Here is a 25,095-nt window from a genome sequence, read left to right as displayed (position 1 = left end):
TAAAGTGGATACATCAACTATGTTGGGGCTGTCGAGAGTCGTATGGGGCAGGCGTGCAGCCTGAGGGGAGAAGTCCGGCGATGCGGAATCTGGCCGTGGCTCAGCAGCTGGTGGACATTCTGCGCCAGGCGGGCGTGCAGCGGATCTACGGCGTGGTGGGTGACAGCCTGAACTCGGTGGTCGACGCGGTGCGCCGTACCGACGGCATCGAGTGGGTGCATGTACGGAACGAGGAGGCCGCCGCCTTCGCTGCGGCAGCGGAGGCACAGCTGACCGGCAGGCTCGCGGTGTGTGCCGGAAGCTGCGGCCCCGGAAACACGCATCTGATCCAGGGGCTGTACGACGCGCACCGCTCCGGTGCGCCCGTGCTGGCACTCGCCTCGCACATCCCGTCCCACCAGATCGGTACCGGCTTCTTCCAGGAGACGCACCCGGAGCGGCTGTTCACCGACTGCAGCGACTACTGCGAGATGATCAGCACCCCCGGGCAGCTGCCCCGGGTTCTGCGGATCGCCATGCAGCGGGCTCTCGGCAACAGCGCGGTGTCGGTCCTGGTGATACCGGGCGATGTCGCGCACGACGAGGCGGCTCACCCGACGGGGATCAGCGACCTGGTCACCGAGCGCGGCCGGGTCGTCGCGCCGGACACACAGGTTCGGGCGCTGGCCGAGAAGGTGAACGCGGCACGGAAGGTGATGCTGTTCTGCGGTGCGGGAGTGCGGGACGCGCACGCCGAGGCCATGGCGCTCGCCGAGAAGGCCGCCGCCCCCCATCGGGCACACCCTGCGGGGCAAGGAGTGGATCCAGTTCGACAACCCGTACGACGTGGGCATGAGCGGTCTGCTGGGATACGGCGCCTGCTTCGACGCGATGCACGAGGCCGACCTGGTCGTCCTGCTCGGCACCGATTTCCCGTACAACGACTTCCTGCCGCAGGCGCGGACCGTGCAGATCGACCACGATGCCGGCCGCCTCGGCCGTCGCACTCTTCTCGAACTCGGGGTCCACGGCGACGTCCGGGAGACACTGCGGGCCGTGCTGCCGTTGGTCAAGGCGAAGCGGGACCGTACCTATCTGGACCGGATGCTGCACAAGCATGCCAAGTCGCTGGAGAAGGTGGTCTCCGCCTACACCCACGACGTCGAGCTGCACACCCCGATCCACCCTGAGTACGCGGCCTCGGTCCTGGACGAACTCGCAGCTGACGAGGCAGTGTTCACCGTGGACACCGGCATGTCCAATGTGTGGGCGGCGCGCTATCTGACCCCTAATGGGCGGCGCCGGGTGATCGGTTCGTTCTTGCACGGCACGATGGCCAACGCGCTGCCGCACGCCATCGGCGCGCAGTTCGCTTACGCCGGCCGCCAGGTGATCTCGATGTCGGGTGACGGTGGACTGGGCATGCTCATGGGTGAGCTGCTCACGGTGAAGCTGCACGATCTGCCGGTGAAGACGATCGTCTTCAACAACTCCTCCCTGGGCATGGTGAAGCTGGAGATGCTGGTCGAGAGACTGCCCGAGCACGGGACCGACCACGAGCCGGTGGACTACGCGGCGATCGCCCGCAGCGCGGGCATCGAGGCGATCCGCATCGAGCGTCCCGGGGATGTGGTCGAGGGACTCAAGCGGGCGCTCGCCCACGACGGACCGTTCCTGGTCGACCTGGTGACCGACGCCAACGCGCTGTCGATCCCGCCGCACATCTCGGCCGCCCAGGTCAGGGGATTCGCCTTCGCTGCGGGCCGGACCGTGCTAGACGGGGGCGTCGGCAAGATGCTCGACCTGGCCCGCGCCAACCTGCGAAACATTCCCCGCCCCTGAGACGGCCGCCGTCCTCATCGAGGTCGAGTCACCCAGCTCTCCGTGATCCACCGGGTTCCCCATGAACACCGCGGGTGGGGCGCAGGTGGTCGCCGGCTCTCGTAATGAGGCCGTCCGCCTGGCGAGGCCTCGGATTCACGGCCCGACGCATGTACTCCACCGATCTCCCCTGCGTGGGGTCATGAACGGGCGTAGCAGCACCAGGAGGCGGACATGGGCGATTCGACAGCCGCCGCTTTCGGCCTGGGGGCCGACGCATGGTGCGCCCAGCCACTCCACCGTAGCGATCTCGGGACCGCCAAGCAGCCACCGGAGCAGCCGAAGGGGAAGTCCGGCCCCGGCCCCTGTGGCCCGATCCGTCCAGGCGGACAGGCCGGACCACAGGCTCCTTCCGGGGCCACTTCGGGGCGATGCGCTGGGGGACATCGTCGCCCGGGGCGCGCGGCGACAACCGTCTCGACGAGCGCGGCCCCTGCGGGTCGCAGTCGGTATTCCCGTCCACGGGCCGTCCACGCACGATGGCGCAGTGCCCGCTCCCGCCGTCCCGGCCGGGGGAGGGAGCGGGGCCGCGGTCGTCAGCGGCCGCCGAGGGCCCGGATCTCGTCGGCGACCAACGCGGGGTCCTCCTCGGCCATGAAGTGGCCGCAGGAGACCGTGCGGTGCCGCAGGTCCCCGGCCCAGGCGCTCCACAGCCCTTGGGCGTGGTAGCCGAGTGCCGCGCCCCAGTCCTGCTGGAGGACGGTGACCGGCATGGCCAGCCGGTTGCCCGCCTCCCGGTCGGCGGTGTCGTGGTCCACGTCCACGCCGGCCGAGGCGCGGTAGTCGGCGACGATGGAGGGCACAGCCGCCGCGGACGCCGCGAGGTAGTGGTCGCGCACGTCGGAGGGGATCGCGTCCGGGGTAGTGGTCCAGGTGTCGAGGAAGTGGCCGAAGAAGGCGTCGGCGGACGCCTGGATCATCTGTTCCGGCAGGCCCGGGGCCTGGGCCATCAGGTACAGGTGGAAGCCGACCGCGCCGGACACGCCGTGCAGGGCGTGCCACATGTCGAGGGTCGGCAGGACGTCGAGGAAGAGCGCCCGGGACACGGTGCCCGGGTGGTCCATCGCGGCGCGGAAGGCGACGAGGGCGCCGCGGTCGTGGCCGGCCAGGGCGAAGCGGTCGTGACCCAGCCCGGCGGCGAGGCGGACCACGTCCCGGGCCATGGTGCGCTTGGAGTAGACCTCAGGGCCGCTTTCGGAGGGCTTGTCGCTGGCGCCGTAACCGCGCAGATCCGGGCAGATGACGGTGTGGTCGGCGGCGAGGTCGGCGGCGACGTGCCGCCACATCAGGTGGGTCTGCGGAAAACCGTGCAGCAGCACGACCGGAGCACCGCTGCCGCCGACGGCGGCGTTCAGCGTGAGGCCGTCGTCGACCGGTACGCGGTGCTCGGTGAATCCGGGGATGCCCGGGTGTGTCACAGCGACTCCTGTGGCTCGTGGCAGAGTGGACGTTCCGGGCCCGGCGGTCCGGGTCGTCCGGGGACGTCACCCAGGCTGCGGGCTCCGGATCAGCGATCGATGAGTGGCCACGCGGCATCCCGGGGACGACGCCGCCCACGAAGGGACCGTGCCGTGGGTGTGGAGTTCGGACTGCTGGGACCGGTCGCCGCCCGGGACTTTGACGGCGTGCCCCTGCCGCTCGGCGCGCCCCGCCACCGGGAGGTGCTCGGACGGTTGCTGATCGCCCGCAACCGGGTGGTCCCGGTCGGTCGGCTCGTGGCCGACCTGTGGGAGGACGAACCCCCGGCGGGCGCGATCGGCGCACTCCGCACCTTCGTCGCGGGGCTGCGCCGCGCCCTGGAACCCGGACGTCCTTCCCGGCAGCCGTCGCGGCTGCTGGTCACCGACGGCCCCGGATACGTTCTGCGCGCCGGACGCGAGGCGGTGGACGCCTGGAGGTTCGAGGACACGGCCGCGCGGGCCGCCGGGGCGCCACCGCACGCGGCGGTCGCCCTCTGGGACGAGGCGCTCGCCCAGTGGCGCGGGCCGGTCCTGGCCGACTTCCCCGCCGCCGCGTGGGCCGCCGCCGAACAGGCCCGGCTGGAGGCGCTCCGCCTCGACGCGGTCGAGCGTCGCGCCGACGCGCTCCTGGCCACCGGCGCCGCCCGGAACGCCGTCGTCGATCTGCGGGCCCACGTCGCAGCGCACCCGGGGCGGGAGGACGGGTGGGTGCTGCTGGCGACCGCCCTGGACCGGTCCGGCCGTCGCGGCGAGGCCTTGGAGACCCTGCGGCACGCCCGTCAGGCCCTCGTCAGCGCATACGGATCCGACACCGGAGCCGCCCTGGCGCGTACCGAGGCACGCCTGCTCAGCGACACCACCGGCTCCGCGACCGAGCCGGCCGGGGCGGTGGACGGCGTCTGGGACCGCACGGCCGCCGCGTGGGACCGCTCGGTGCCCGCCCGGTCCCGGGCCCGGCTGCACGCCACCGCCGGCCTGCTGCGCGACCTCGCGGTGACCGGCGCCGCCGGCCTGCAAGAGGCACGTGAGCACCGGCGTGAACTGGTCGCCGCGGCCGAGACGACCGGAGACACGGAGCTGGCCGCGAGGATCATCGGTTCCTACGACGTCCCGGCGATTTGGACCCGGGCCGACGACCCCGCCCAGGCCGGCGAACTCGTCCGGACCGCCGCCCGCGCCGCCGCCCGGCTCGGCCCCGGCGGACCGCCCGCGCTGCGGACCCGGCTGCTGTCGGTCGTCGCCGTCGAGTCACGCGGTGACGCCGCCGCGGACGCACCGCTTCCCCGGGCGGCCGCCGCGTCCGCCGCCGAACCGTGGCGGCTGCGCGCCGAACGCGCCGCCGAGGAGGCCGTCCGCCTCGCCCGCCGCCTCGGTGACCCCGCGGTGCTCGCGTTCGCCCTCAACGGCGCCTTCATGCAGTCCTTCGCCACCTGCGGATCGGCCGCCCGCCGGGATGCTCTCGGCGCCGAACTGACCCGGCTGGCCGTCGACCACCAACTGCCCGGCCACGAGGTCCTGGGCCGCCTCGTCCGCGTCCAGGCCCTCGCCGGCCTCGGTGACCTCGCGGCGGCGGACGCGGAGGCCGAGGAGGTCGACCGGCTGGCACACCGCGACGAACGGCCGCTCGCCGCGGTGTTCACCTCCTGGTACCGGGCCCTGCGTACCTGTGAGACCGACGGATGGACGGCGGCCCGCCCCCGGTACGCGAAGCTCCTCGCGGAGACCGCGGGCCACGGCATGCCCGGACTCACCCGGGGAGCGGCCGTCCTCGTCGCGCTCGTCCCGGTCATGCGGGACGACACCCTGCCCGACCCCGACGACTTCGCCGGCCTCGACGCCGGCCCCTACCGGCCGTGGCTCGTCCCCCTGCTGCTGGCCTCCTCCGGCGCCGCCGAGCGGGCCCGGCAGGCACTCACGACGGTTCCCCGGCCACCCCACGACCTCCTCCAGGAGGCGCTCTGGTGCGTCCTGGCCCGCACCGCCGCGGCGGTGGGACACCAGGAGGTTTTGCGCCGCGCCCGTGACGAACTCGCCGCCGCTGAAGGCGAGTCGGCCGGCGGTGGCAGCGGCCTGGTCTCCTTCGGCCCGGTCGCCCGCCATCTGCGGGCCGCCGACGCGGCCCTCGGCGTGCGGGACCCGTCCTTCTCCGCGTCCGACGCGGACGGGCTGACGGCGGAGTGGACGCGGGGCGTCCGTTGAGCGTCTGTTCAGCGGGAGTCACGAACCGTGCCGTGGCGGGTGGCTCGGCATGTGGCAGGATGCGGTGAACCGACCTTCGGGGAGGGCGCGTTCAGCGGGGGACGGGATGAAACAAGAGGAGCGGGAAGGGCACCGGGCGGTGCCCGGGCCGGTGGTCGCCGTCGGGGTCGTCGGGGCGCTGGCCGTCGCCGCACTCGTGCTGCGGCCCGCCGAAGGGCTGCTGCACTCCGGCAAGGGGCCGCTCGGCCACTGGGGCCCGGTCGTGATCGGGTCGTCCGTCGCCTGGGTGGTGGGGGTCATGTACGCCACCGGGCGTCTTCGCCACCGGGCCGGCGCCGGCCGCACCGGACTGCCGCAGGGCGAGGAGCGGCTGCGGCAGGCCGCCGTGCCGCTGCTGCTCACCGGGCCGGGCGTCATCGGTGTCCTGGCCCTGGTCCTGCACCGGTTCGACCACGACAGCACACCGCCGACCCCACCGAAGGGCCTTCGGCAGCCGCCCCCCGCACCGCCGGACCTCAGCGGGCCGACGCCCGGCGAGGGATCGGGGAGCGGACCGTCCGTGCCGCTGTACCTCCTGCTCGGCCTGCTGGCCGCGGTCGTCCTCGTGGTCGTCACGGTGGTTGTCGTGCGGCGACTGCGACGGTACGGGCTGACGGTACCGCCGCGTCCCGGTCTCGCGGGCGCCCCGACGGAGGGCGACGACACGCGTCTGCTCCTGTCCGCCGTACGCTCGGGCCGGCGGGCCCTGGCAGACACCGGTGACGCCCGGGCGGCCGTCATCGCCTGTTACGCCGCGATGGAGGACGCCCTCGCCGCGTCCGGCGTGCGGCGCCGCGCCTCCGACAGCCCCTCCGACCTGCTCACCCGTGCCGCCGACGCGGGCCTCGCCCCGACTTTGGCCGCGCCGCGTCTCACCGCGCTGTTCCGCGAGGCCCGTTACTCCTCGCATCCGATGGGCGCCCCGCACCGCGAGGCCGCGGCCGACGCCCTGGAGGAGATCGCCTCGCTGCTCCAGGGCCGGGAGGCCGCGCGGTGAACCGGCTCACGGCCCCGGCTCCGGAGCGGGACATGCTCACACTGCGCCGGCTGGGCCTGCTCGGCTGCGCGGTCGCCGGCACCGGTGTCCTGCTCGTCCTGCTCCTCGACGGACCCGAGGCGGCCGGCGCCGTGGTGACCGTGCTCGTCGTCGCGGCGCTGGTCGTCGCCCGGTACGTCGCAGGGGCGGGCGCCTTCGACTCCGGACGGCGGGGCGAGGCAAGGTTGTTGGGGACGCGAGCACCGGGCATGGGTGAGTGGCGACGGAACGTGGGGACCGCCACGGGACCCGACGGCGCCCTCTACTACCGCGCGGTGCTCCGGCCCGAACTGCGCCGCCTGTTCGCCGCCGCGCTCGCCGAGCACCATCATGTCTCGCTCGACCACCAGCCTCGGCGCGCCGCCGAGTTGATCGGGCCCGAGCTGTGGCCGTGGCTGGAGCACGAGCCGCCCCGGACCGGACCCGACGGCGACGTTCCCCTGGACGTGCTGCGCCGTCTCGTCGACCGGCTCGAGGCACTCGGCGCACCCCGCACACGTACCCCCCCGTACCCGTGAGGAAGAAACCACGTGACGAGTCCCTCCACGCCGCAGCCCCGCACCGCCGGGCAGGTCGGCGAGCAGGCCGGTGCCGTACTGCGCGAGATCGGCCGTGCCGTCGTCGGCAAGTCGGACGCCCTCGAACTCGTGATGCTGGCCGTGCTGGCCGGCGGGCACGTCCTCGTCGAGGACCTGCCGGGGCTCGGCAAGACGCTCCTCGCGCGGTCCTTCGCCACCACGCTCGGCCTGGACTTCCGCCGGATCCAGTTCACGCCCGACCTGCTGCCGTCGGACGTCACCGGAACGCCGCTGTACGACCGGCGCACCGGCGAGATGGTGTTCCACCCCGGCCCGGTCTTCACGCACCTCCTGCTCGCCGACGAGATCAACCGGACACCGCCCAAGACACAGGCCGCACTGCTCGAGGCGATGGCCGAGTCGCAGGTGACCGTGGACGGCGGGACCCGGCCGCTCGCCGACCCGTTCCTGGTGATCGCGACCGCCAACCCGGTGGAGTACGAGGGCACTTACTCCCTGCCCGAGGCTCAGCTCGACCGGTTCCAGCTGCGCGTGCGGATGGGTTACCTGGCCGCCCGGGAGGAGCTGGCGATGCTGCGGGCCCGGATCGACCGGGCCGCACCCGAGGCCGCGCTCGACACGCTCGCGGGACCGGCCGACGTCATGGCGTGGCGGGCCGCCGTGGAACGTGTGGAGATCGACGACGACCTGCTGGAGTACGCCGTCGCCCTCGTCGGCGCGACCCGCGACCACCCCCAGATCAGCATCGGCGCCTCGCCGCGCGGCGGTCTCGCCCTGATGCAACTCGCGCGCGCACGGGCCGTGCTGGACGGCCGGGACTATGTCGTTCCGGAGGACGTCAAGAACCTCGCGGTGCCCGCTCTGGCCCACCGGGTGTCGTTGCGGCCGGAGTTGTGGGTGCGTGAGATGTCCACGGACGACGTGCTGCGGGAGATCGTCGACAGCGTCGGCACGCCGTCCACGCGGCGTACGGCCGCCCTGCCGTCGTGACCGTGCCCGCGCGGCGGCCGAGTGCCGCGGTGGTCCGCGCCCTGGAGGGGCGCACCTCTCCGGCGCAGCCACCGCCCCCGCCGCCCGGCGGACCGCGTCCCGGCGAGCGGACACTGCGCCTGCTGACCGTCGCCGTGGTCGCGCTGTCCGCCGCCCTGCTCACCGGCCGGGCGTGGCTGCTCGCGCTCGCGGCGGCACCGCTGGTGCTGCTCGCGCTCGCGCTGCCGCGCGCCCACGTCCGTCGTGTCGAGACGTCGGCGAGCGCCGGACCGAGACGCTGCTTCGAGGGCGACACCGTCACCCTCCGCGTCTCGGTGGCGCACGACGGCGGCGCCGTCCGCCTCGACCCCGGCGTCACCCTCGGCCCGGGCCTGCGGCTCGACGAGGTCGTCGTCGGCCCGTCCACGGTGACGCTGCGCCACACCGCGTTGCGCTGGGGGCGCTGGTCGCTCGGCCCGGTGGACCTCGACGTGTATGACGCCGGGGGCCTCGTGCGCCGCACCGTGCGGGTCGAGGCGGCCGAGGTGTCCGTGTTCCCGCACGCCGCGCAGGCCCGGTTCACGCCGGTCCCGGTGCGGCTGCCGCAGCGACTCGGCGAGCACGCCTCCTCGCAGGCCGGAGAGGGTGTCGAGGTCATCGGGGTGGGGCCGTGGGTGCCCGGGGAACGGCAGCGGCGCATCCACTGGCCGTCGACGACCCGGCGCGGGGCGGTGCAGCTGCACCGGTTCGCGGCCGAGCGGGCCGCCGACACGGTGATGCTGCTCGACGCGTTCGGGGACGTCGTCGACCCGGTGACCGGGGTCTCGTCCCTGGACGAGACGGTGCGGGCCGCCACCGGGCTCGCCCGGGCGTATCTGCGTACCCACGACCGGGTGGGGGTCGTCTCGACCGGGGGCACCACGCGGTGGCTGACACCGGGGACCGGGGACGCGGCGTTCTACCGCATCGTCGAAAGCGTCCTCGACGTCCGCAAGGACCGGCGGTTCGACGGGCCCGGGCTCGAACGGGTGCCGCCGCCCGCGCTGCCGCAGGGGGCTCTGGTGTACGTGTTCACTCCGTTGAGCGACGCACGGATGCTGAAGGTGCTGCGGGATCTGCAGGGGCGGGGCCGTCGGCCGGTCGTCGTGGAGATCCCGAGCGGGGATCCGTACGTCGGGACCGGGGACGCGGCGGGCGAGTTGGGACTGCGGCTGTGGCATGCGGACCGGGACGCGATGCGGTTCGCCCTGCGGGACAGCGGGGTGCCGGTGCTGCGGCACGTCGTGGGTGAGTCGTTGGATCTGGCGTTGGCGCCGTTGCTGTCGGGGCGGATCGGGGGGCGGGGGTGAGTGCGACGGGGGTGCCCGACGCGCGGGTGGCCTTCCGGGAGTACGCGCGGTACTGGGCCGGGACCGTGCCGGTGCGGGTGCTCGGGGTGGCGGCCGTCGTGGTGGCGTGGCGGCCGTGGGCGGCGGTGGGCGGGGCGCGCGGGGCGGTGCTGTTCGGATGCGCGGTCGTCTTCGCGGTGTGGGCGGCGCCGGCGGTGGACCGGCGGCCGTCGCTGGAGTCGGCGCGCTGGTCCCACGTCCTGCTGCGGCACCGGACGACCGTACTGGCGAGCGGTGTGGTGGTGATCGCGGCGCTCGGGGATCCGGCGTGGTGGGAGGCGGCCGGTGTGGTGGTGCTGTCGGTCGCGTATCTGGTGACGAGTGAGACATGGCCGTGGAGGTGGGGGCGCGGGGCTGCGCGGGTATGGGGAGAGGCTGTTGGAGCGTGCGCGGGGGCCGGGGTCGTGGTGACCGCCGCGCTGGTTCCGATGTCCGGGCCGGAGTTCGGGGCGGGACGGGTGATCGCGGCTGGTGTGGTGGCGGGGATGGTGGTGGTCGGCTGTGGAGTGGCGGGCGCCCGGTGGCGGGGCGGGAGGAGAGGGGAAGACGGGGAATCGGAGGAAGCTTTGCCACCCGGTCACCAGAGCATGAGCGCGGCCCTCCCGGGGCCCCAGGCCGAGTAGAGCCGGGTGCGGAGCACATAGCGACGTCCTTCGAAGAGCCTGACCTTCAGACGGGCGTTGCTGTCCGCGCCACTGTCGTCCTCGGCGGTGAAGTAGCGCAGTTCACCGTCGATCTCCTCGAACAGCACCATGACGACGTCGCTGTCCCCGAGCGTGCCGATCTCGTACATCCGCGTCTCCGACGGGACGATGGCGAAGTCCGACTGCTCACCGGCGGCGAGGTCCAACTCGACCGACTGGAACGGGCGGATGTCGGTCGGCTTGTCCTTCAGGGGTGGGTACCACCGTTTGACGTACTTCCTGTCCTGCGCGGAGATGACCAGGGGGTCCGGTATGCCGTCCCGGTGGTACTTCTCCGGTCGGAGGATCAGGCCGGGAGGGAAGGGGTACTCCATGATGGATTCCGGGTCCCAGTCGGATCCTTCGACCTCGCTGGTGGAGAGCTTGCGCAGGATGTTGTGGAAGGTCTGCTCCCGAGGCCAGTGGTTCGGAGGGCCGGCGAGTGTGGTGTAGACCTTCTCCTCGTCCCACTTGATACCCGCGAACGGGTTCTGGTGTTCGTGGGCGAAGCCGAGCGCGTGCCCGATCTCGTGCCTGGCGGTGGCCTTGCCGTGCGGGCTGGTCAGGTCCCAGCCGAAGTTCATCGTGCGCTCGCGCGTACTGATGCCCAGCGCGTCCCGGCCCACGTAGGACCAGGAGCCGTCGCCCTGACGGAAGCCGATGCGGATCTCGGACTCCGGGGGCCGGTCCACCTCGCGGAATTCCAGCCCGATGCCGATGTCCTTCCAGTCCTGGAAAGCCCGGCGTACCTCGTCGAGCTGCTCGGCGGGTGCGCGGTCGGCCTCGTCGAGGAAGCAGTAGCGCAGTACCGTGCCGTTCACCCACTTGGTCCGGCCCAGGAGTATGGCACTGAGCCGGCCGGGGCTGAGATCCGGGCGCAGAACCGGTTCGGTCACCGGGGGTTGCGCGCAGTAGAAGGGGGCTGCTCCCGCTGCCTCGCTCGTGACCGCCTCGTTGTGGGTGAGTGTCATGGCCTTTCCCTTCCGCAGGTGCCACATGGGGTCATGTCGTGGTCGGTTCCCTCGGGTGTGCTGAAGTCCCGGCATCGAAGCCGTGCGCGGGGGCACGCTGCTGTCGCAGGGTGTGCCGACAGTGCGCGGGCTGCTCCGGCGAAGGCGACTGGCTCCTCGTCGTGCACCGCGACGGAACTCCGCTCGCCGTCATGTCCACCGGCGGAAACCGGTACGGCGGTACCCGGCTCGTGCCGCTGCCGGATGCGGCCCCACCGGTTCGCGGACGGCGAGGACGCCCCCGTGGCAAGCCGTGAGCGACGCGTCGGCCTTCACCAGGGCCTGCTCGAACCCGCCTGCTCGATCGTCTGCCTTCGGCGCCCGCGCAGATCATTCCGAAACGATCAGTCACTGGACCGGGGAGTCGGGCGGGGGGAGGCGGATGGTGCGGTCCCGGTCCACTGCTTCGACTCCGGCGACCTCCCGCAGAGCCGGGATCCGGTCCTCGGGGATGGTTCCGGACAGCGTGCCGAGAATCGGTTGCTCGCCCGTGACGGTCAGCCCGGCCCGTCGCGAGGCCTCGACCACCTCCGCGAACCGGTCGGGGTCGACCGCGAGGATGACTCCGACCGGTTCGGACTGCGAAGACCCGTTCACGGGGCCTGGAGCAGACCCGATCCGACGTCCTCGACGGGTTGCGTCAGCGGGAAAGCACCGGACAGGAGACTGGTCCTGAGGTCGGCCGCGCGGGCTTTGGGGTTGGCCTCGGCGAGCAGTGCGACGACACCCGCGACGTGCGGCGTGGCCATGCTGGTACCCGACATCGACTGGTACCCGCCGCCGGGAGCGGCCGAGTGCACGTCCCTGCCGGGCGCGGCGATGTCGATCTCGCCGCCCGCGCCGTTGATGGCGCCGCAGGAGAAGAACGATGTCGTGAGTGACTGGTCGAGCGAGGCCACCGCGAGGATGGAGGGGCAGTTGGCGGGTCGGCCGACGGGCTTGACGGATTGAGGACGCCGGCTCTCGTTGCCCGCCGCGGCGACGATCAGTGTCCCCCGCTGAAGCGTGCGCAGGGCCAACTGCTCGTACGTCTGGGGAAAGAGCTCACCCGGCCGGACGGGAGCGCCGAGCGACATGGAGATCACCCGTGCGCCGTGGGCGACGGCCCATGCCATGCCCGCCAGGATCTGGCCGTCGGCGCCGCTGCCCGCATTGCTGAGCACCTTTCCGGCGAGTATCCCGGCCTCGGTCGCCACGCCGTAGCGGGGTCCCTGCCGAGGGCCGGCCGGGCCGGCGGCGGTGCCGATGCAGTGCGTGCCGTGGCCGTGGCCGTCCTCGACGGTCTCGCCGGGTACGAAGGAAGCCGTGTCCTCGATCCGTCCGACGAGGTCCGGGTGGCCGGTGTCCACGCCGGTGTCAAGGACGGCGATCTTCACACCGCGTCCGGTCAGGCTGGTCAGGCTGGCCCGGGTCGCCTGGAGGCCCCACGTCCACTTCTGCTCGTCGAGAGCGGGGCCCTGGGCGACGGCCATTTCGGCCTTGGTGTGACGCTCGACCGTTTCCTCGTCGCTGCGGTAGGCAGGGAAGAACTCGGCCGGTGCCTGCTGTGGGGCGGTGATCACCGAGGTGTAGACCACGCGTTCCGGTTCGGCCGCGATGATCGACGGATCGGCCTCGGCCGCGGTCACCAGCGCGTGGCGCTGGTCGGCCCGCACTTCGACGACGGCGGCGCCGAGTTCTTCGAAGTACACCGATACGTCGGGGTTCTCGAGGAGTTCGGCGATGTTGGTGGTCCCGGCTCCGCTGACCCGCTCCACGAGCGCGATGTCGGCCGCGGAACGCAGCGCGTTCAGCCCGCTCTCCTGGCTGCCCGGGTCGAGGAGGACCACGTACCGGCCGGTGTACTCCGCGCCCCGGCCCGACGGGACCTCATTGGATCGGGGCGGCTGTTCGCCGGAGGCATGCCTGTTGAAGGGTCCGTTCGCCATTGGATTTCCCGCTTTCTACGTGCTTCCCCGACCAGCGGACGCGCGCCCGCGCACAGTGCCGGCCGCCGGGGGCGGTGGGTCGCCGTTCGGCCGCGTGGTGGCGTGAGCTGTCGCCTGCAGGCTGTCCCTGCCGGGCCGCTGTCTGGGCAACGCCCTCCTGTCCACCGTCGCACCGGGTGCAGGGGCCCGCAACACGACACCGCCTCAGCCGTTCCGGAGGTGCTGACTGCCGCTTGCGGTGCGGGAGTTGACAATGGACCAGCCCTGTCCCAGTATCATCAGTGGCGGCGAATTGTCTGATTTGGCCGGCTTTGCCGAGTCTCATTTGACCGGGTTCACCGAGTTTCAGCGGTCCTGCTGACGGACGGGAACGCATCGAGGGAGACGGACATGAACGAACCGTCCGAACGCCCACAGCGGCCTCCGTTCCAGGGCGCCGGAGGTGAGAACCCCACGGTGCGTTTCGACGCCACGGTCCACCCCGGTGCGACGAACCGTGATCTCCTCGGCGTCGCAGACCTGGATCTGGACCGGATCCCCGATCGGGAGGGCGAGGTCCGGGTGGTCGTCCACGCGGAGGACTGCCGGCGACTGCTGGAGAGCGGCTACGAAGTCCGTCTGCACGCCCAGGTGCCCGTGCGGCCGCTTCCCGCCGAACTGGTGGAGCAGGACGACTCGGTGAGGTCCTGGCTGGAGGAGCGCGTCCAGGGCATCGAGCGGTCGGGAGGCACGTGATGTACCGAACGGTCCCCCAACTCGACTCCGTGATCTCGCTGCTCGCCTCATGGTTCCCCCAGTTGTGCACGAGGACCCGGCTGCCCGAGCCCTCCGTCGGGGGCCGCCCGGTGTTCGCCCTGCGGTTGCGTGCCGGCGAGGGCGGAGACCGTCGAGGTGTCCTGTTCGTGGGCGGCACCCACGCACGCGAGTTGATGAACCCGGACGCCCTGGTGGAACTCGCCGTGGACCTCGTCGTGAGCTGCCTGAAGGGCACTGACGTCGTGTACGGCGGCCGTACCTGGACGGCTCAGGAGGTCGAACTCATCCTGGAGAGCCTCGACCTCTGGTTCGTGCCTTGTTCCAACCCCGACGGCCGCGACAAGGTGCTGACAGTCGACAACATGTGGCGCAAGAACCTCCGCGACAACCCGGGGACCCCGTGCGACGGGGTCGACCTCAACCGCAACGCGGACCTCCTCTGGGGAGTGACCGAGGGGCAGACCTCCTGCAGTCCCTGCAGCGATGTCTTCGTCGGGTCCGGCGCGTTCTCCGAACCGGAGACCCGTAACGTCAAGTACCTGCTGGACACGCAGCCCATCCGCAGTTTCGTGGACGTGCACTCGTTCTCGGAGCTCGTCCTGTATCCGTGGGGGCACGCCCACAACCAGACCGGCGATCCGGCGCAGCGGTTCACGGGCCTGCCCACCGGAACCTGCGCGCCCCTCGGCGTCCCGGGTTATCGGGAGTACATCACACCCCAGGACCTGCTCCGCTTCACGACGGTCGGGCAACGGGTCGTCGACGCGATCGCGGCGGTACGCGGGCGGGCGTACACGCCGCAGACGGGCCGGGCTCTGTACGCCACCACCGGCGTACAGAGCGACTACGCCTACAGCCGCCACATCGCGAATCCCGCGCTGCACAAGGTCTACGGCTTCACCCTCGAGACGGGCCCGCGGGTCGACACGGTGGAGGACTCCTTCCACCCGCCGGACCCCACTCTCATCAAGCGCGACGCCAAAGCCGGTCTGCTGGCCCTCGCCCAGCAAAGCGTCTACGCCTTCGACCTGATCGGTCCGCGACTGCTCGAGCGGCAGACCGAGGTGGACGCGCTGCGCCGGGTCCGTGAGGAAGTGCTCGCGAGCACCGAGGCCGGCCGCGAGTGGATGGCCCTCATCGAACGGGTCGAACTGCCCGTCGCTTCTGTTCTGTTCACCGACGAGCACTTGGCCGGCCGGGCCGCTGCGCTGATCGAGCGCGCGGGGAAGTTGTTCGAGGACGAGAGGTCCGTCGTCGGTGACGAGGACGTCGACCTGGGACGTGCCCTGCTGGGCGAACTCGCGGAGCCGGCCGGAGCCGAGGACGCCCGGGTGCGTACCGATCTGGAAGCCGTGGGCGCGGCTCTGGAGCGGGCGAGAAAGGCGCCGGTGGCCGAGGTGCTGAAGCAGCTGACGAGCCGGGGTCCGCTGTAGCGGTCGCCCGGGCGCCGCCCTGCCCCGCAGCGAGAGGACAACGGCTCATGTCTGTCCGCCTGTTGGCCTCCGGACGATGAAAAGGGCTGTCCGACATGGCGTCGGCGGGTGCGGGACCGAGTTCGTCGGACCCGGCCGGTCCTGGAAGACGCTCTCCCGGGTCGAGCCCGCCACCGCCGAACGGGTGGACCGGCACTGCCGCCGCCGACTCCACGGTGAGACGGGTACATTCCGCCCGCTGGATACGGGACCGGCTCCTACCACGGAACGACGGAATTTCAGTTCACAGTCACGACCTGGAGCCCTGATCAGCCCCGGTGCGCTTCAGCAGAGCGAACAGGCGCCGCCATGGCGGGCGTTGGCGCGCGGCCCGCTCGATGAGGCCGCGGGCCTCGTCGAGCGGGCCGCGCGCGGCAGGGCCTCGCCGTCGTCCCCTGCTGCCGTAAGGGCCTCGTCCGCCTGTCGTGTTTGCACTCCAGTGGAGCCTGCCCCGTTCGAACCGGTGCCGAATCGCCCAAATGGGCCTATCGTAGTAAATGGGAAATATGAACGGGACTCGATGCACGGGACTCATGTCCCCTCGCGCACTCTTCTGTCATCCCCCGGGTCAACGGACAAAGGGAGGAAAGATGAGCGACAACGCCTTGCGAAAGCAGCCCGATCCCACCAGCGGCTTCGACACCGAAGGATCGTCACCTCGGGCCGACACCGACCTGTGGGCGGCATTCCATGCGGCTCAGGACGCCGAATCCTCGGGGGGCAGCGGCTCTGCTCCGCAGACGAGCGAGCAGCTTCCGGCTGACGACGGGGTCGTCGAACCCAGGCCGCTGCGGCAGCAGTTCCAGGAGCGAGAGGGAGGCGAGCCGCGGCCGACGGATCCGACGTCCGCCTTCGGCGCCGCCCCGCTGCCGTCCCGCTCCGCCGAGGCCGACGGCACGTCGAACCACGAACTCCCCCCGGGCGAGGGGACCGTAGACCTCAGGCCACTCCGCATACGGTTCCAGGAAGAAGAGCACTGATCATGGAACTTCGCATCCGAAACCGGTACCACTTGACCGTCTCCACCGCCATCCTCTTCTTCAGCCCCGACACCTGCGCCGAATACGGACGCTGGGGAACGCGCGGCTGGTGGAACATCCCGCCCGGTGGCGAGGCGCACGTCCTGAACACCAACAACACCTGGTCCTACATCTACGGAGAAGCCGCCGACGGCACCCTCTGGACCGACGCGAACGGCCCTCGAATCCACGTCCGTCAGGAGGCCTTCGACTCCTGCCTGCTGATCGGCGACACGCAGAGCCGAGTGGTCAGTACGGTCAAGGTTCGGTCCGGCACCGTCAACCTCAACCCGCCCGCCGGAGCACTCACCGCGCTGCCGGCCGCCGTACCCGGTCAGCTCGAAGTGACCGCCGCCGGTTCGGCAGGGCTCACCGGGCGGCGCTGACAGTTCCGGTTCGGAACCTGGAAGCGGCCGCGGCGATCACACCGACGGCCACCACACGGACGGTCCGACCGGCTGCTCCCTTTCCGTCCGTGTGGTCGGTGGATTGCGAACAGGAGCCCTGGCGCGGGATCTGCTGCCGGTGCCGTCATGGCCGGCGGGCCGGGGGCGACCGGCCAGAGGGCCGGGGGAACGAGCCGAGTGAGGATCCTCGACCAGGTTCCGTCCCGTTACCCGGCGGCTGATCCGGTGGCGGTCGGTCAGCCCGGAGGAGGCGGGAATCGGGGAGGCACCGGCGAAGGAGACAAAGGCCGCTCAGGCCGGGAACGGCCCGGGCGGGACCAGCCGACGAGGACCTGCGCCGTGGCGACCGGACCCGCTCCCGAGCAGGTCCAAAAGCTCCGGAGACATGAGATTTCCTCAAGGAAGTGATCTCGTGAGGTGACTCCGCCCAAGAAATCCTGCGCGCCGCGATGAGTCCTGCGGTGTCCGGCGGTCGTACTGTCGAACCCGTTACCGAGGAGGACTTTTGATGCGCGATGTGACCTACTCGATGAGCGTCTCGCTCGACGGCTACATCGTCGGGCCGGACGGCGGCATCGACTGGACGGTGCCCGACGAGGAGGTCTTCCGCTTCTGGATCGACGAGATCCGGGAGGTCGGCGTCCACCTTTTGGGACGACGGCTGTACGAGACGATGCTGTACTGGGAGACCGTCGACCGGGATCCCCCACTCGACGACTCGGAGCTCGAGTGGGCCGCGCTCTGGAATCCGCTCCCCAAGGTGGTGTTCTCCACCACGCTCTCGGCGGTGCAGGGCAACGCCCGCCTGGCCTCGAGCGGTCTGGCGGAGGAGATCGAGCGGTTGCGGGCCGAGCCGGGGGAGGGCGACATCGCGATCGGCGGCGCGACTCTCGCCGCCGAGGCGGCCGCGTCGGGTCTGATCGACGAGTACCGGGCCATCGTCTACCCGGTGCTGATCGGTGGTGGCATTCCGTTCTTTCCCCGACGCGAGCGCCGGGTGGATCTCGAACTCGTCGAGACCCGCACCTTCGACTCGGGAGTCGTTTACCTCCGCCACCGCGTGACGCGCTAGCCGGCCCGTCCGCCGAGCCCTGGGAAGAACGGGACAGGCGGCAAGGGATTCTCAACGGAGATCATTCCCACCGGCCGTCGAGGACGAGGGCGGCGCGGGCGGCGCCGCCTGTCCGGCTCGGGCCCCGGTTCGGCCTCCGATGTCGATGCAGGTCAGGACGTGCTGGACGTGGGTTCTGCGGTGGCCGTGGCAGCGGCTGCGGCGGGCCCGGTGGGCGCTGACGAACTCGCGGATGCGTCATACTCTCCTCATGAAGTCGAGTGGTACGCCTGTGCGTGGTGGGACCGCCGTACGACGGGCCGTCGCCCGGGACGCCAAGCAGCTCACGCGGCTCGTGCGCGGCTCGCGCGCCTATGAGGGCCGGTACGCGGCGATGGTCGCAGGCTACCGTGTCGGGCCCGACTACATCGAAGCCCATGAGGTCTTCGTGGCCGTCGACACCGATGATCCCGCGGGCCGGGTGCTCGGCTTCTACTCGCTGGTCCTCGTGCCGCCGGAACTGGACCTGCTCTTCGTCGCCGACCGGGCGCAGGGACGCGGCATCGGGCGGCTGCTGGTCGAGCATATGAGGGCGGAGGCGCGGGCGGCGGGGCTGGACCGCGTCCGCGTGGTGTCCCATCCTCCGGCCGAGGGCTTTTACCGCAGGGTGGGCGCGCTGTTCACCGGGACCGCCTCTGCGAACCCACCCGCGGTGGCGTGGGACCGGCCCGAGCTGGAATTCCTGATTCCGTGAGCTTTTCCGGCGCTGTCGCTCCGGGGTGAGGACGACCGCGGCGATCGACTCATTCGATCAGGGCCGCATCGGGCCTTGCGGAAGGCCGTCAGGACTTCGATCGGCTCCAGGTCGATCGGGCCGTGTGCGAGGACGGTGGCAGCGCCCCGGCCTCGTCACCGCCTCCGGTCCCTCGGTCTCACGTCAGGGTTCGCCTCGACGCGCTTCGCCGCATGCGGGCAGACAGGTGCCCCGGCTCTGGAGCACGCTCTGACGGCTACCAGTGGGTGGTACCCCTCGACCACGGCTGCGCGGAACAGGCGTGAAAACGGCTCGGGCGGCACCCGCGCGGTGAGCGCGGGCACCGCCCGGAGCGACGTCGAGGGCGAGGGAAGCGAAAGGACTTGTTTCAGGAAAGGAGTTGAGAAGGAAGCCCCTTCATGGCCTCGCCGTGGGTAACGCTAGCACTCAGCCCGGGATCAGGTCGCGCAGATTTTCGAGGGTGATGACCCGGGACTCCGGGTGCAGCCCCTCGGGACGTTCGAGACCGATGTACGTCACGGGTTCGTCCGGGACCGGCCCGCCGTCCCACAGTTCCACGGCCGTGGTGTCGCCGGACATCAGGTCGATCAGGTAACGCACCGTCAGATATTCGCGCTCCACGACGGCGCGCACCACCTTGGACACCGAGACCTGGTTCTCCTCGACCCGGTTGGCCGACGAGATGCCCTTCAGGTACAGGTGCAGCCACTTCGCGCGCCACCGGCCGTCGTCCTCGCGCCGGAACACCAGGGGCAGCGCCACTCGGCCCACTCCGCGAAGCTCCGACTTCATGCGTACCGTGCGCGGCTCGAACGGCCGGCCCCGCTGCTCACCGTCGCGCAGCATGAAACCGAAGAACGACTCCTCGACCTCCTCGAAGCCCTCGCCGGCGTAGATGTTGACCTGCGGAACGATGAAGCTGCTGCGCACCCGGTCCAGGGACAGGCCGATGAATTCCGAGGCCCCGTCGGGAGCCTCGGTGACATCGCCCGAGTGCTCGCCCCCGACAGCCGTGAGAGACGTGTAGGAGAGCCAGGAGTCGGTGCTGTAGTCGGCGTGGAGAAGCAGCGCGGAGAGGTCGTAGTCGGTCCGGTGCCCGGTCTCCTTCCAGTACACGAAGAAACGCAGCTGTTCGCCGTCGACTGCCGAGAGCGACCCTCGCGGCAGTACGCCGAGCCCGGCCGCGGTCGCCCTGCCGCTGAGCGGGAGCGCCACGTCGAGGACGTCGGGGCCGAGCAGCAGCCGGTCCGGCGTCGGGAGCCTGCGGCGCATCTCGGCGTCGAGGGCGGCGATCAGAGAATCGCGGTCGGCGGCGGGGACCGGCGGCCGGACGTCGGGGGCGACCCAGCCGCGGCCCCGGCGGTTGACGAAGACCCGGGGTTCGTCGGTCTCCCGCTCCCGGTTCTGGAAGTGCTCGCGGACCGAGAGCACGAGCCGACCGGAGACCTCGGGGGCGACCCGCACCGCGGCGGCCACCACCGCGTCCCGCTGCTCCTGGTCGGCGGCGATGCGCAGCAGGAGGTCCAGGGAGCGGAACAGCTTGCCGGGAGCGGACTTCAGCAGCCGTACCGCACCGAGGACGTCGAACTCGTCGAGCAGTTCCTCGACGCGGCTGTCGAAGGACCGCGCCTCCTTCTCGCCCCGCGCCACGGCGAACACCTCGGCGGCGTGCGGCCAGCGCGGGTACTCGTGCGGGTGGAGGCGCTCACCGAGCCGCTTGAAGGGCTCACGGTGCGCGTGCACATCGGCCAGTTTGGCGGGGTTCGCCGCGACCACGGCGTCGAGGCCCGCGAGCAGCGCACGGCGGGCCGGCCGCGAGAGAGCCCGGAACCGGGTCGGCTCCCGCAGCGTCACGTCGCCGCCCGACAGTGCGCAGGCCAGCCGCAGCACATCGGTGACGGTGTCCAGCAGAAGGTCCGCGCCGACAGCGAGACGGGCCTCGTTGACGACCGCCCGGTTCTCCCGGACCGGGATCGAATCCGGCTGGGGGCCGAGGGCGCACCGCTCGGCGAGGACCTTGAGGTCGCGCAGGTGGTCCTCGCCCAGTGGCGTCGTGCTGCCCGCCAGGGCCAGGTACAGATCCGTGAGTTCGTCGTCCAGGTCCCGCCCGAGGTGCAGGACGGTCACCCGGTCGCCGGCCGAGGCGATCAGCTCGTCCTGCGCCGCGAGCATCTCCTCGTAGGTGTGCTGGTAGCGGCCGTACGCGGGGAGGCTGAGCAGGTCCAGTACCCCGTGTGCCAGCTGCGTCAGCACGTTCTCCCGCGCTGTGTCGTCGCCGAGCGCCTTCGTCACACACCGCATCCAGAACTCCTCGGTGTCCGGCACGTTCGCCGGGAAGTCGATGAAGTACGAGTTGTGCCGGACGTGGTCGCCCACCATCTCGCCCACGGTGCGCAGCGTCCGCTCGGCGGTGTGCACGACCGCGGCCTCGGACAGCCCGGACAGCCGCTCCAGCAGCTTCGCCGAGAGCTTGAAGCCCACGGACGTCAACGCCGCGTCGAACTGCCGCGCGGCGGTGGCTCCTTCGCCCGCGGAGCCCTGGGGGGAGGGAAGGCGGTGGGTGTGCCGGATGACCAGCGATTCGAGACGGTGCGCCATTCGGGGATGATCGCAGAGGCATGCGAGGCGGTGCACGGGAGTTTTCTGTACGCGCTCCGCCGCCGTGATCGCGCCCGTTCCCGGGCGGAGGGCCTGCTCTCCGGTTCAGACCGGGTGGTGTCGGCCGGCCTTCTTGGCGAAGGCGTTCCGCGGCTCGTCCGGCTCGTCCCGCTCGCCGAGGTCCTTGTTCGCGGCCTCGTCCGGCCCATGGCGAGCGCCGTCCGGCCCGGCACGGTGCCGGAGGCGCGGCGAACCGCCCCGCGGTGCCGCCCTCTTCGAGGGCCGGCGCTCGCGTGCGCGGGTCGACGAAGCCGGCCGTGTGCGCCCTACGCACGTCCCGGGCGGGAGGAGTGACGTAAGCCATAGCGACATGCTGTCCGATCGGTCAGCTCTGACCGATCGGACAGTTATGGTTGAGGAATGGCACGCTCCGCCTCCGCCATGCGCGGTCAGATCCTGGAATCGGCACTGCGACTGTTCGCCGTGCACGGCTTCCGCGGCACCTCGTTGCAGGACATCGCCTCCGACGCGGGCTGTTCGAAGGCGTCACTCCTCTACCACTTCGCCGGGAAGGAGAAGATCCTCACCGAGCTGCTGGCCCCGGCCCGGGACGCCCTCGCCGCACTGCTCGACCGCGTGGCCGGGCTGACCGGCGACCGGCTGGTGGAGGAGACCGTCGTCGGATACGTCGACCTGACGCTGCGGTTCCGCCGCGAGATCCGGCTCCTCTTCGAGGACATCGCCGAGATGTCCTGCCACCAGGACCTCAACGTCATGGAACTGGCGGACGGGCTGCTGGACGCGCTGGCCGGCCGTTCGCAGCATCCGCCGGCCCGGGTGGCGGCGTGGATGGTGCTGGGCGCCGTCTTCATCACCGGTGCCACCGACGACGAGGTGGCGCCGGACGAGGTGCTGCGCGCCGAAATGATCCGCAGCGCGCTGCGGACGCTTGACCACACCCCCAGTTGACCCCCTAACGGAAAGACTCCTCCTCCATGGCGACCCTGCTGTACCGGCTCGGGCGGTTCTCCTTCCGCAGAAGAGGCCGAATAGCCGCCCTCTGGCTGCTCCTGCTGACCCTGCTGGGTGTCGGCGCCGCCACCCTGATGGGCCCGACCAGCGACAAGTTCTCCATGCCGGGCACCGAGTCCCAGCGGGCGCTGGACGACCTCGACCGGCAGTTCCCGCAGGCCGGCGGAGCCACCGGCGCCATCGTCCTCGCCGCACCCGAGGGCGGGAAACTGGACCCCGCCGCGGTGGCGCCCGTGGTGAAGGAAGCCGCCGGGATCGACGGCGTCACCGCCGCCATGGACCCGTTCCAGACCGGCTCCGTCTCCCGGGACGGCCGCTACGCCCTGATCCAGGTGCAGTTCGACAAGGCCGCCGACGAGGTCACCGACGAGCAGAAGTCGGCCTACGAGGCAGTCGGCGCCGACGCCGAGGGCCTGCGGGTCGAGCACGGCGGCGAGGTCATGGGCGGTGAGGTGGAGATCGGCTCCACCGAGGCGCTCGGCGTCCTGGTCGCCGCCGTGGTCCTGGTCGTCACCTTCGGCTCGCTGGTCGCCGCCGGCATGACCCTGCTGAACGCGCTGATCGGCGTCGCGGTCGGCATGGCCGGCCTCTTCTCCCTGACCGGTGTCATCGAACTGACCTCCACCGCCCCCGTCCTGGCGCTGATGCTGGGCCTGGCCGTCGGCATCGACTACTCGCTCTTCATCACCTCCCGCTACCGCCAGTACCTCGCCGAGGGCCTGAAGCCCGAGGAGGCCGCCGGCCGCGCGACCGGCACCGCCGGCTCCGCCGTCGTCTTCGCCGGTGCCACCGTCGTCATCGCCCTGGCCGGCCTCTCCGTCGTCGGCATCCCCTTCCTGAGCGTGATGGGCCTGGCCGCGGCGGGCACCGTCGCCGTCGCCGTGCTGGTCGCCCTCACCCTGCTGCCGGCCTTCCTCTCCTTCGCCGGCAAGAAGATCCTGCCGCGCAAGCAGCGCCGCGCGGACGGGCCCACCGCCGAGGACGGCACCGCCGCCGAAGGCTTCGGCTTCACCTGGGGCCGGCTCGTCACCAAGCTGCGCGTGCCGTTCCTGGTCGCAGGCATCCTCGGACTGGGCGCGCTCACCCTCCCCGCCCAGGACATGCGCATAGCCCTGCCGGACGCGGGCACCGCCGCCGAGGGCACCCCGGCACGCGAGGCGTACGACCTGACGTCCGAGGGCTTCGGCGAGGGCTTCAACGGCCGTCTCATCGCCGTCGTCAACGGTGACGACGCACAGTCCACCAAGGCGGCCGCCGAGAAGGCCACCGCCCTCATCAAGGACACCGACGGCATTCTGACCGTGGCCCCGCCGCAGCTGAACGAGCAGGGCACCACCGCCCTGCTGGCCGTCATCCCCGAGGCCGGCCCGACCGCCGTCGCCACCGAGGACGCCGTCCACGACATCCGCGACCGGGTCGCGGACATCGAGGGCGCCGACATCGCCCTCACCGGCGCGACCGCCCTGGGCATCGACGTCTCGGAGAAGCTCGCCGACGCCCTGCCGGTGTATCTGCTCCTGGTGGTGGGCCTGTCGATCCTGCTGCTCATGCTGGTCTTCCGGTCGGTCCTGGTGCCGCTGAAGGCGGCCCTGGGCTTCCTGCTCACCGTGGGCGCGACCTTCGGCATCACCGTCGCCATCTTCCAGGAGGGGCACCTCGCCGGCCTGGTGGGCGTCGACACCCCCGGTCCGCTGGTGAGCTTCCTGCCGATCCTGCTCATCGGCATCCTGTTCGGCCTCGCCATGGACTACGAGGTCTTCCTCGTCTCCCGCATGCGCGAGGACTTCGTCCACGGCGCCGACCCGCAGGCGGCCATGGTCAGCGGCATGGGCCACAACGCCCGCGTCGTCACGGCCGCCGCGCTCATCATGACCTCCGTGTTCGGAGGCTTCGTCCTGATGGACGACCCGATCATCAAATCCATCGGGTTCGCCCTCGCCGTCGGCGTGGTCATCGACGCCTTCGTCGTCCGCATGGCGCTGGTCCCGGCGGTGATGTCGCTGCTCGGCCGTGCCGCCTGGTGGCTGCCCGGGCCCGTCGACAAGGCCCTGCCCGACCTCGACATCGAGGGCGAGAAGCTGAACCGGCAGCTGGACGCGAAGACGCGCGACGAGACTCCCGTCCCGGTCTGACCCGCGTACCGGCCGGCCCGGACCGCACCTCGGAGGACGGGACCCGCACAGTGGTCCCGTCCTCTCCTGTTCGCCCCGCCCCGCACACGGAACGGAACGATTCGCCGACCGGCCGTCACGCGCCTCTCGGACAGACCCTGGTGACTGCCACGGCGCTTGCCGTGGCTGCCGGCCAGGCCGGTCGCCGGTGTCAGCGGTTCATGGCTGCCCAGAACTCGTCGAAGGACATCCGGCGGTCACCGTCGGTGTCGAGCGAGTCGATCAGTCCCTGGGCCTCCGACTCGGTGATTTCGCCGCCCTCCAGCTCCGCCACGACCTGCCGGTACTCCTCTGCGGTGACCAGGCCGTCACCGTCCAGGTCGTAGCGCTCGAAGACACTCCGCGCCGCCTTCTCCACCATGTCCGCCATGTGCGTCTTCCTTCCGCGATCTTCGCTGACGGCGCCAGCCTATCCATCGCTCTCCGAGCGACCGAGCGAGCGGGCCCGCCCCCGACCCGTACACCGGATCTCGCGGATTCACGCGATGTGCGACCCCACGCTCGTCGACACGGTGCCGGGAAAGCACCCCTGCCGAAGGGCGGAGGACGTGGCCCCCGATTCATCGCTGCCGGACCTCGGGAGAGGCAGGAACTGCCACAGGACGACGAACTGCCGCTGGAGCAGCCGCTCGACGAACCTCCGCCGGGTCCTCGTACGGACAGGGCGGCTCATGGCCGCCGGCCTGCGAGGGCGTTGCCCGAG

Annotated in this window: 20 protein-coding genes and 2 pseudogenes; 16 read left to right on the top strand and 6 right to left on the bottom strand. The window is 71.6% G+C overall.

Annotation, left to right across the window (positions count from 1 at the left end):
• The first annotated feature begins 80 nt into the window (after positions 1 to 80).
• Positions 81 to 1,821, top strand: a pseudogene (locus tag ACFXAE_RS12925) (pyruvate dehydrogenase).
• Between the two features lie 575 nt (positions 1,822 to 2,396).
• Here ACFXAE_RS12925 and ACFXAE_RS12920 read toward each other — a convergent pair.
• Complete coding sequence (locus ACFXAE_RS12920; protein ID WP_384712435.1) at positions 2,397 to 3,278, bottom strand: alpha/beta hydrolase; 882 nt, start codon at positions 3,276 to 3,278, stop codon at positions 2,397 to 2,399.
• Positions 3,279 to 3,431: 153 nt separating this feature from the next.
• Here ACFXAE_RS12920 and ACFXAE_RS12915 point away from each other — a divergent pair, with 153 nt between their 5' ends.
• The 6 genes from ACFXAE_RS12915 to ACFXAE_RS12890 all read left to right on the top strand — a co-directional run bounded on the left by ACFXAE_RS12915 (position 3,432) and on the right by ACFXAE_RS12890 (position 10,113).
• A complete protein-coding gene (locus tag ACFXAE_RS12915) occupies positions 3,432 to 5,519 on the top strand; it encodes a BTAD domain-containing putative transcriptional regulator (protein WP_384712432.1) in 2,088 nt (695 codons plus the stop codon).
• A gap of 106 nt (positions 5,520 to 5,625) precedes the next feature.
• Positions 5,626 to 6,555, top strand: a complete 930-nt coding sequence (locus ACFXAE_RS12910; RefSeq protein ID WP_384712429.1) for a DUF4129 domain-containing protein — start codon at positions 5,626 to 5,628, stop codon at positions 6,553 to 6,555.
• The gene (locus tag ACFXAE_RS12905; protein WP_384712426.1) at positions 6,552 to 7,112 is read left to right on the top strand and encodes a hypothetical protein; all 561 of its coding nucleotides are present in this window, start codon (positions 6,552 to 6,554) and stop codon (positions 7,110 to 7,112) included. Before ACFXAE_RS12910 ends, ACFXAE_RS12905 begins: the two co-directional genes overlap by 4 nt.
• A 12-nt stretch (positions 7,113 to 7,124) precedes the next feature.
• Positions 7,125 to 8,123, top strand: coding sequence for an AAA family ATPase (locus ACFXAE_RS12900; RefSeq protein ID WP_384712423.1), 999 nt, complete (start codon positions 7,125 to 7,127; stop codon positions 8,121 to 8,123).
• Positions 8,120 to 9,451, top strand: coding sequence for a DUF58 domain-containing protein (locus ACFXAE_RS12895; protein ID WP_384712420.1), 1,332 nt, complete (start codon positions 8,120 to 8,122; stop codon positions 9,449 to 9,451). The genes ACFXAE_RS12900 and ACFXAE_RS12895 overlap by 4 nt, the downstream gene beginning before the upstream one ends.
• On the top strand, positions 9,448 to 10,113 hold the full coding sequence (locus tag ACFXAE_RS12890) for a hypothetical protein (RefSeq protein ID WP_384712418.1): 666 nt from the start codon (positions 9,448 to 9,450) through the stop codon (positions 10,111 to 10,113). The genes ACFXAE_RS12895 and ACFXAE_RS12890 overlap by 4 nt, the downstream gene beginning before the upstream one ends.
• On the opposite strand, the gene ACFXAE_RS12885 is transcribed toward ACFXAE_RS12890, so the two are convergent.
• Positions 10,068 to 11,144 carry a M12 family metallopeptidase gene (locus ACFXAE_RS12885; protein ID WP_384712415.1) on the bottom strand — a complete coding sequence of 359 codons (1,077 nt, stop codon included), beginning with the start codon at positions 11,142 to 11,144 and terminating at the stop codon, positions 10,068 to 10,070. The genes ACFXAE_RS12890 and ACFXAE_RS12885 overlap by 46 nt on opposite strands.
• A gap of 170 nt (positions 11,145 to 11,314) precedes the next feature.
• On the opposite strand from ACFXAE_RS12885, the pseudogene ACFXAE_RS12880 reads away from it, so the two are divergent.
• Positions 11,315 to 11,437, top strand: a pseudogene (locus tag ACFXAE_RS12880) (IS5/IS1182 family transposase); the annotation flags it as partial.
• A gap of 94 nt (positions 11,438 to 11,531) precedes the next feature.
• Here the strand turns inward: ACFXAE_RS12880 and ACFXAE_RS12875 are convergent.
• Both ACFXAE_RS12875 and ACFXAE_RS12870 read right to left on the bottom strand, forming a co-directional pair.
• Complete coding sequence (locus ACFXAE_RS12875; protein ID WP_384712412.1) at positions 11,532 to 11,780, bottom strand: hypothetical protein; 249 nt, start codon at positions 11,778 to 11,780, stop codon at positions 11,532 to 11,534.
• Positions 11,777 to 13,111: a S8 family serine peptidase gene (locus ACFXAE_RS12870; protein ID WP_384712409.1), complete on the bottom strand. Its 1,335-nt coding sequence runs from the start codon at positions 13,109 to 13,111 to the stop codon at positions 11,777 to 11,779. Before ACFXAE_RS12870 ends, ACFXAE_RS12875 begins: the two co-directional genes overlap by 4 nt.
• A 390-nt stretch (positions 13,112 to 13,501) precedes the next feature.
• Between ACFXAE_RS12870 and ACFXAE_RS12865 the strand changes: the two genes are divergently transcribed.
• The 6 genes from ACFXAE_RS12865 to ACFXAE_RS12840 all read left to right on the top strand — a co-directional run bounded on the left by ACFXAE_RS12865 (position 13,502) and on the right by ACFXAE_RS12840 (position 18,570).
• Positions 13,502 to 13,846, top strand: coding sequence for a hypothetical protein (locus tag ACFXAE_RS12865; RefSeq protein WP_384712406.1), 345 nt, complete (start codon positions 13,502 to 13,504; stop codon positions 13,844 to 13,846).
• Positions 13,846 to 15,300, top strand: coding sequence for a M14 family zinc carboxypeptidase (locus ACFXAE_RS12860; protein ID WP_384712403.1), 1,455 nt, complete (start codon positions 13,846 to 13,848; stop codon positions 15,298 to 15,300). Before ACFXAE_RS12865 ends, ACFXAE_RS12860 begins: the two co-directional genes overlap by 1 nt.
• 629 nt (positions 15,301 to 15,929) lie before the next feature.
• Positions 15,930 to 16,319: a hypothetical protein gene (locus ACFXAE_RS12855; RefSeq protein WP_384712400.1), complete on the top strand. Its 390-nt coding sequence runs from the start codon at positions 15,930 to 15,932 to the stop codon at positions 16,317 to 16,319.
• Positions 16,320 to 16,321: 2 nt separating this feature from the next.
• Complete coding sequence (locus ACFXAE_RS12850; RefSeq protein WP_384712398.1) at positions 16,322 to 16,744, top strand: hypothetical protein; 423 nt, start codon at positions 16,322 to 16,324, stop codon at positions 16,742 to 16,744.
• 529 nt (positions 16,745 to 17,273) lie between these two features.
• Positions 17,274 to 17,837, top strand: coding sequence for a dihydrofolate reductase family protein (locus tag ACFXAE_RS12845; protein WP_384712395.1), 564 nt, complete (start codon positions 17,274 to 17,276; stop codon positions 17,835 to 17,837).
• 250 nt (positions 17,838 to 18,087) lie between these two features.
• Complete coding sequence (locus tag ACFXAE_RS12840; RefSeq protein ID WP_384712392.1) at positions 18,088 to 18,570, top strand: GNAT family N-acetyltransferase; 483 nt, start codon at positions 18,088 to 18,090, stop codon at positions 18,568 to 18,570.
• Between the two features lie 447 nt (positions 18,571 to 19,017).
• On the opposite strand, the gene ACFXAE_RS12835 is transcribed toward ACFXAE_RS12840, so the two are convergent.
• Positions 19,018 to 21,189: a TerD family protein gene (locus ACFXAE_RS12835; protein ID WP_384712389.1), complete on the bottom strand. Its 2,172-nt coding sequence runs from the start codon at positions 21,187 to 21,189 to the stop codon at positions 19,018 to 19,020.
• A 420-nt stretch (positions 21,190 to 21,609) separates the two neighbouring features.
• Between ACFXAE_RS12835 and ACFXAE_RS12830 the strand changes: the two genes are divergently transcribed.
• Both ACFXAE_RS12830 and ACFXAE_RS12825 read left to right on the top strand, forming a co-directional pair.
• The gene (locus ACFXAE_RS12830) at positions 21,610 to 22,158 is read left to right on the top strand and encodes a TetR/AcrR family transcriptional regulator (protein WP_384712386.1); all 549 of its coding nucleotides are present in this window, start codon (positions 21,610 to 21,612) and stop codon (positions 22,156 to 22,158) included.
• 26 nt (positions 22,159 to 22,184) lie between these two features.
• Positions 22,185 to 24,353 carry an MMPL family transporter gene (locus ACFXAE_RS12825; protein ID WP_384712383.1) on the top strand — a complete coding sequence of 723 codons (2,169 nt, stop codon included), beginning with the start codon at positions 22,185 to 22,187 and terminating at the stop codon, positions 24,351 to 24,353.
• Positions 24,354 to 24,543: 190 nt separating this feature from the next.
• Here the strand turns inward: ACFXAE_RS12825 and ACFXAE_RS12820 are convergent, their stop codons facing one another.
• Entirely contained in the window at positions 24,544 to 24,762 is a 219-nt protein-coding gene (locus ACFXAE_RS12820; protein ID WP_384712380.1) for an EF-hand domain-containing protein, read from the bottom strand.
• Positions 24,763 to 25,095: the final 333 nt, after the last annotated feature.

Origin of the sequence: Streptomyces sp. NPDC059454 (assembly GCF_042749965.1) — a bacterium.
Lineage (GTDB): Bacteria > Actinomycetota > Actinomycetes > Streptomycetales > Streptomycetaceae > Streptomyces.
The sequence above is the reverse complement of the archived record's forward strand: the minus strand, read 5'-3'. Positions and strand labels throughout refer to the sequence as shown.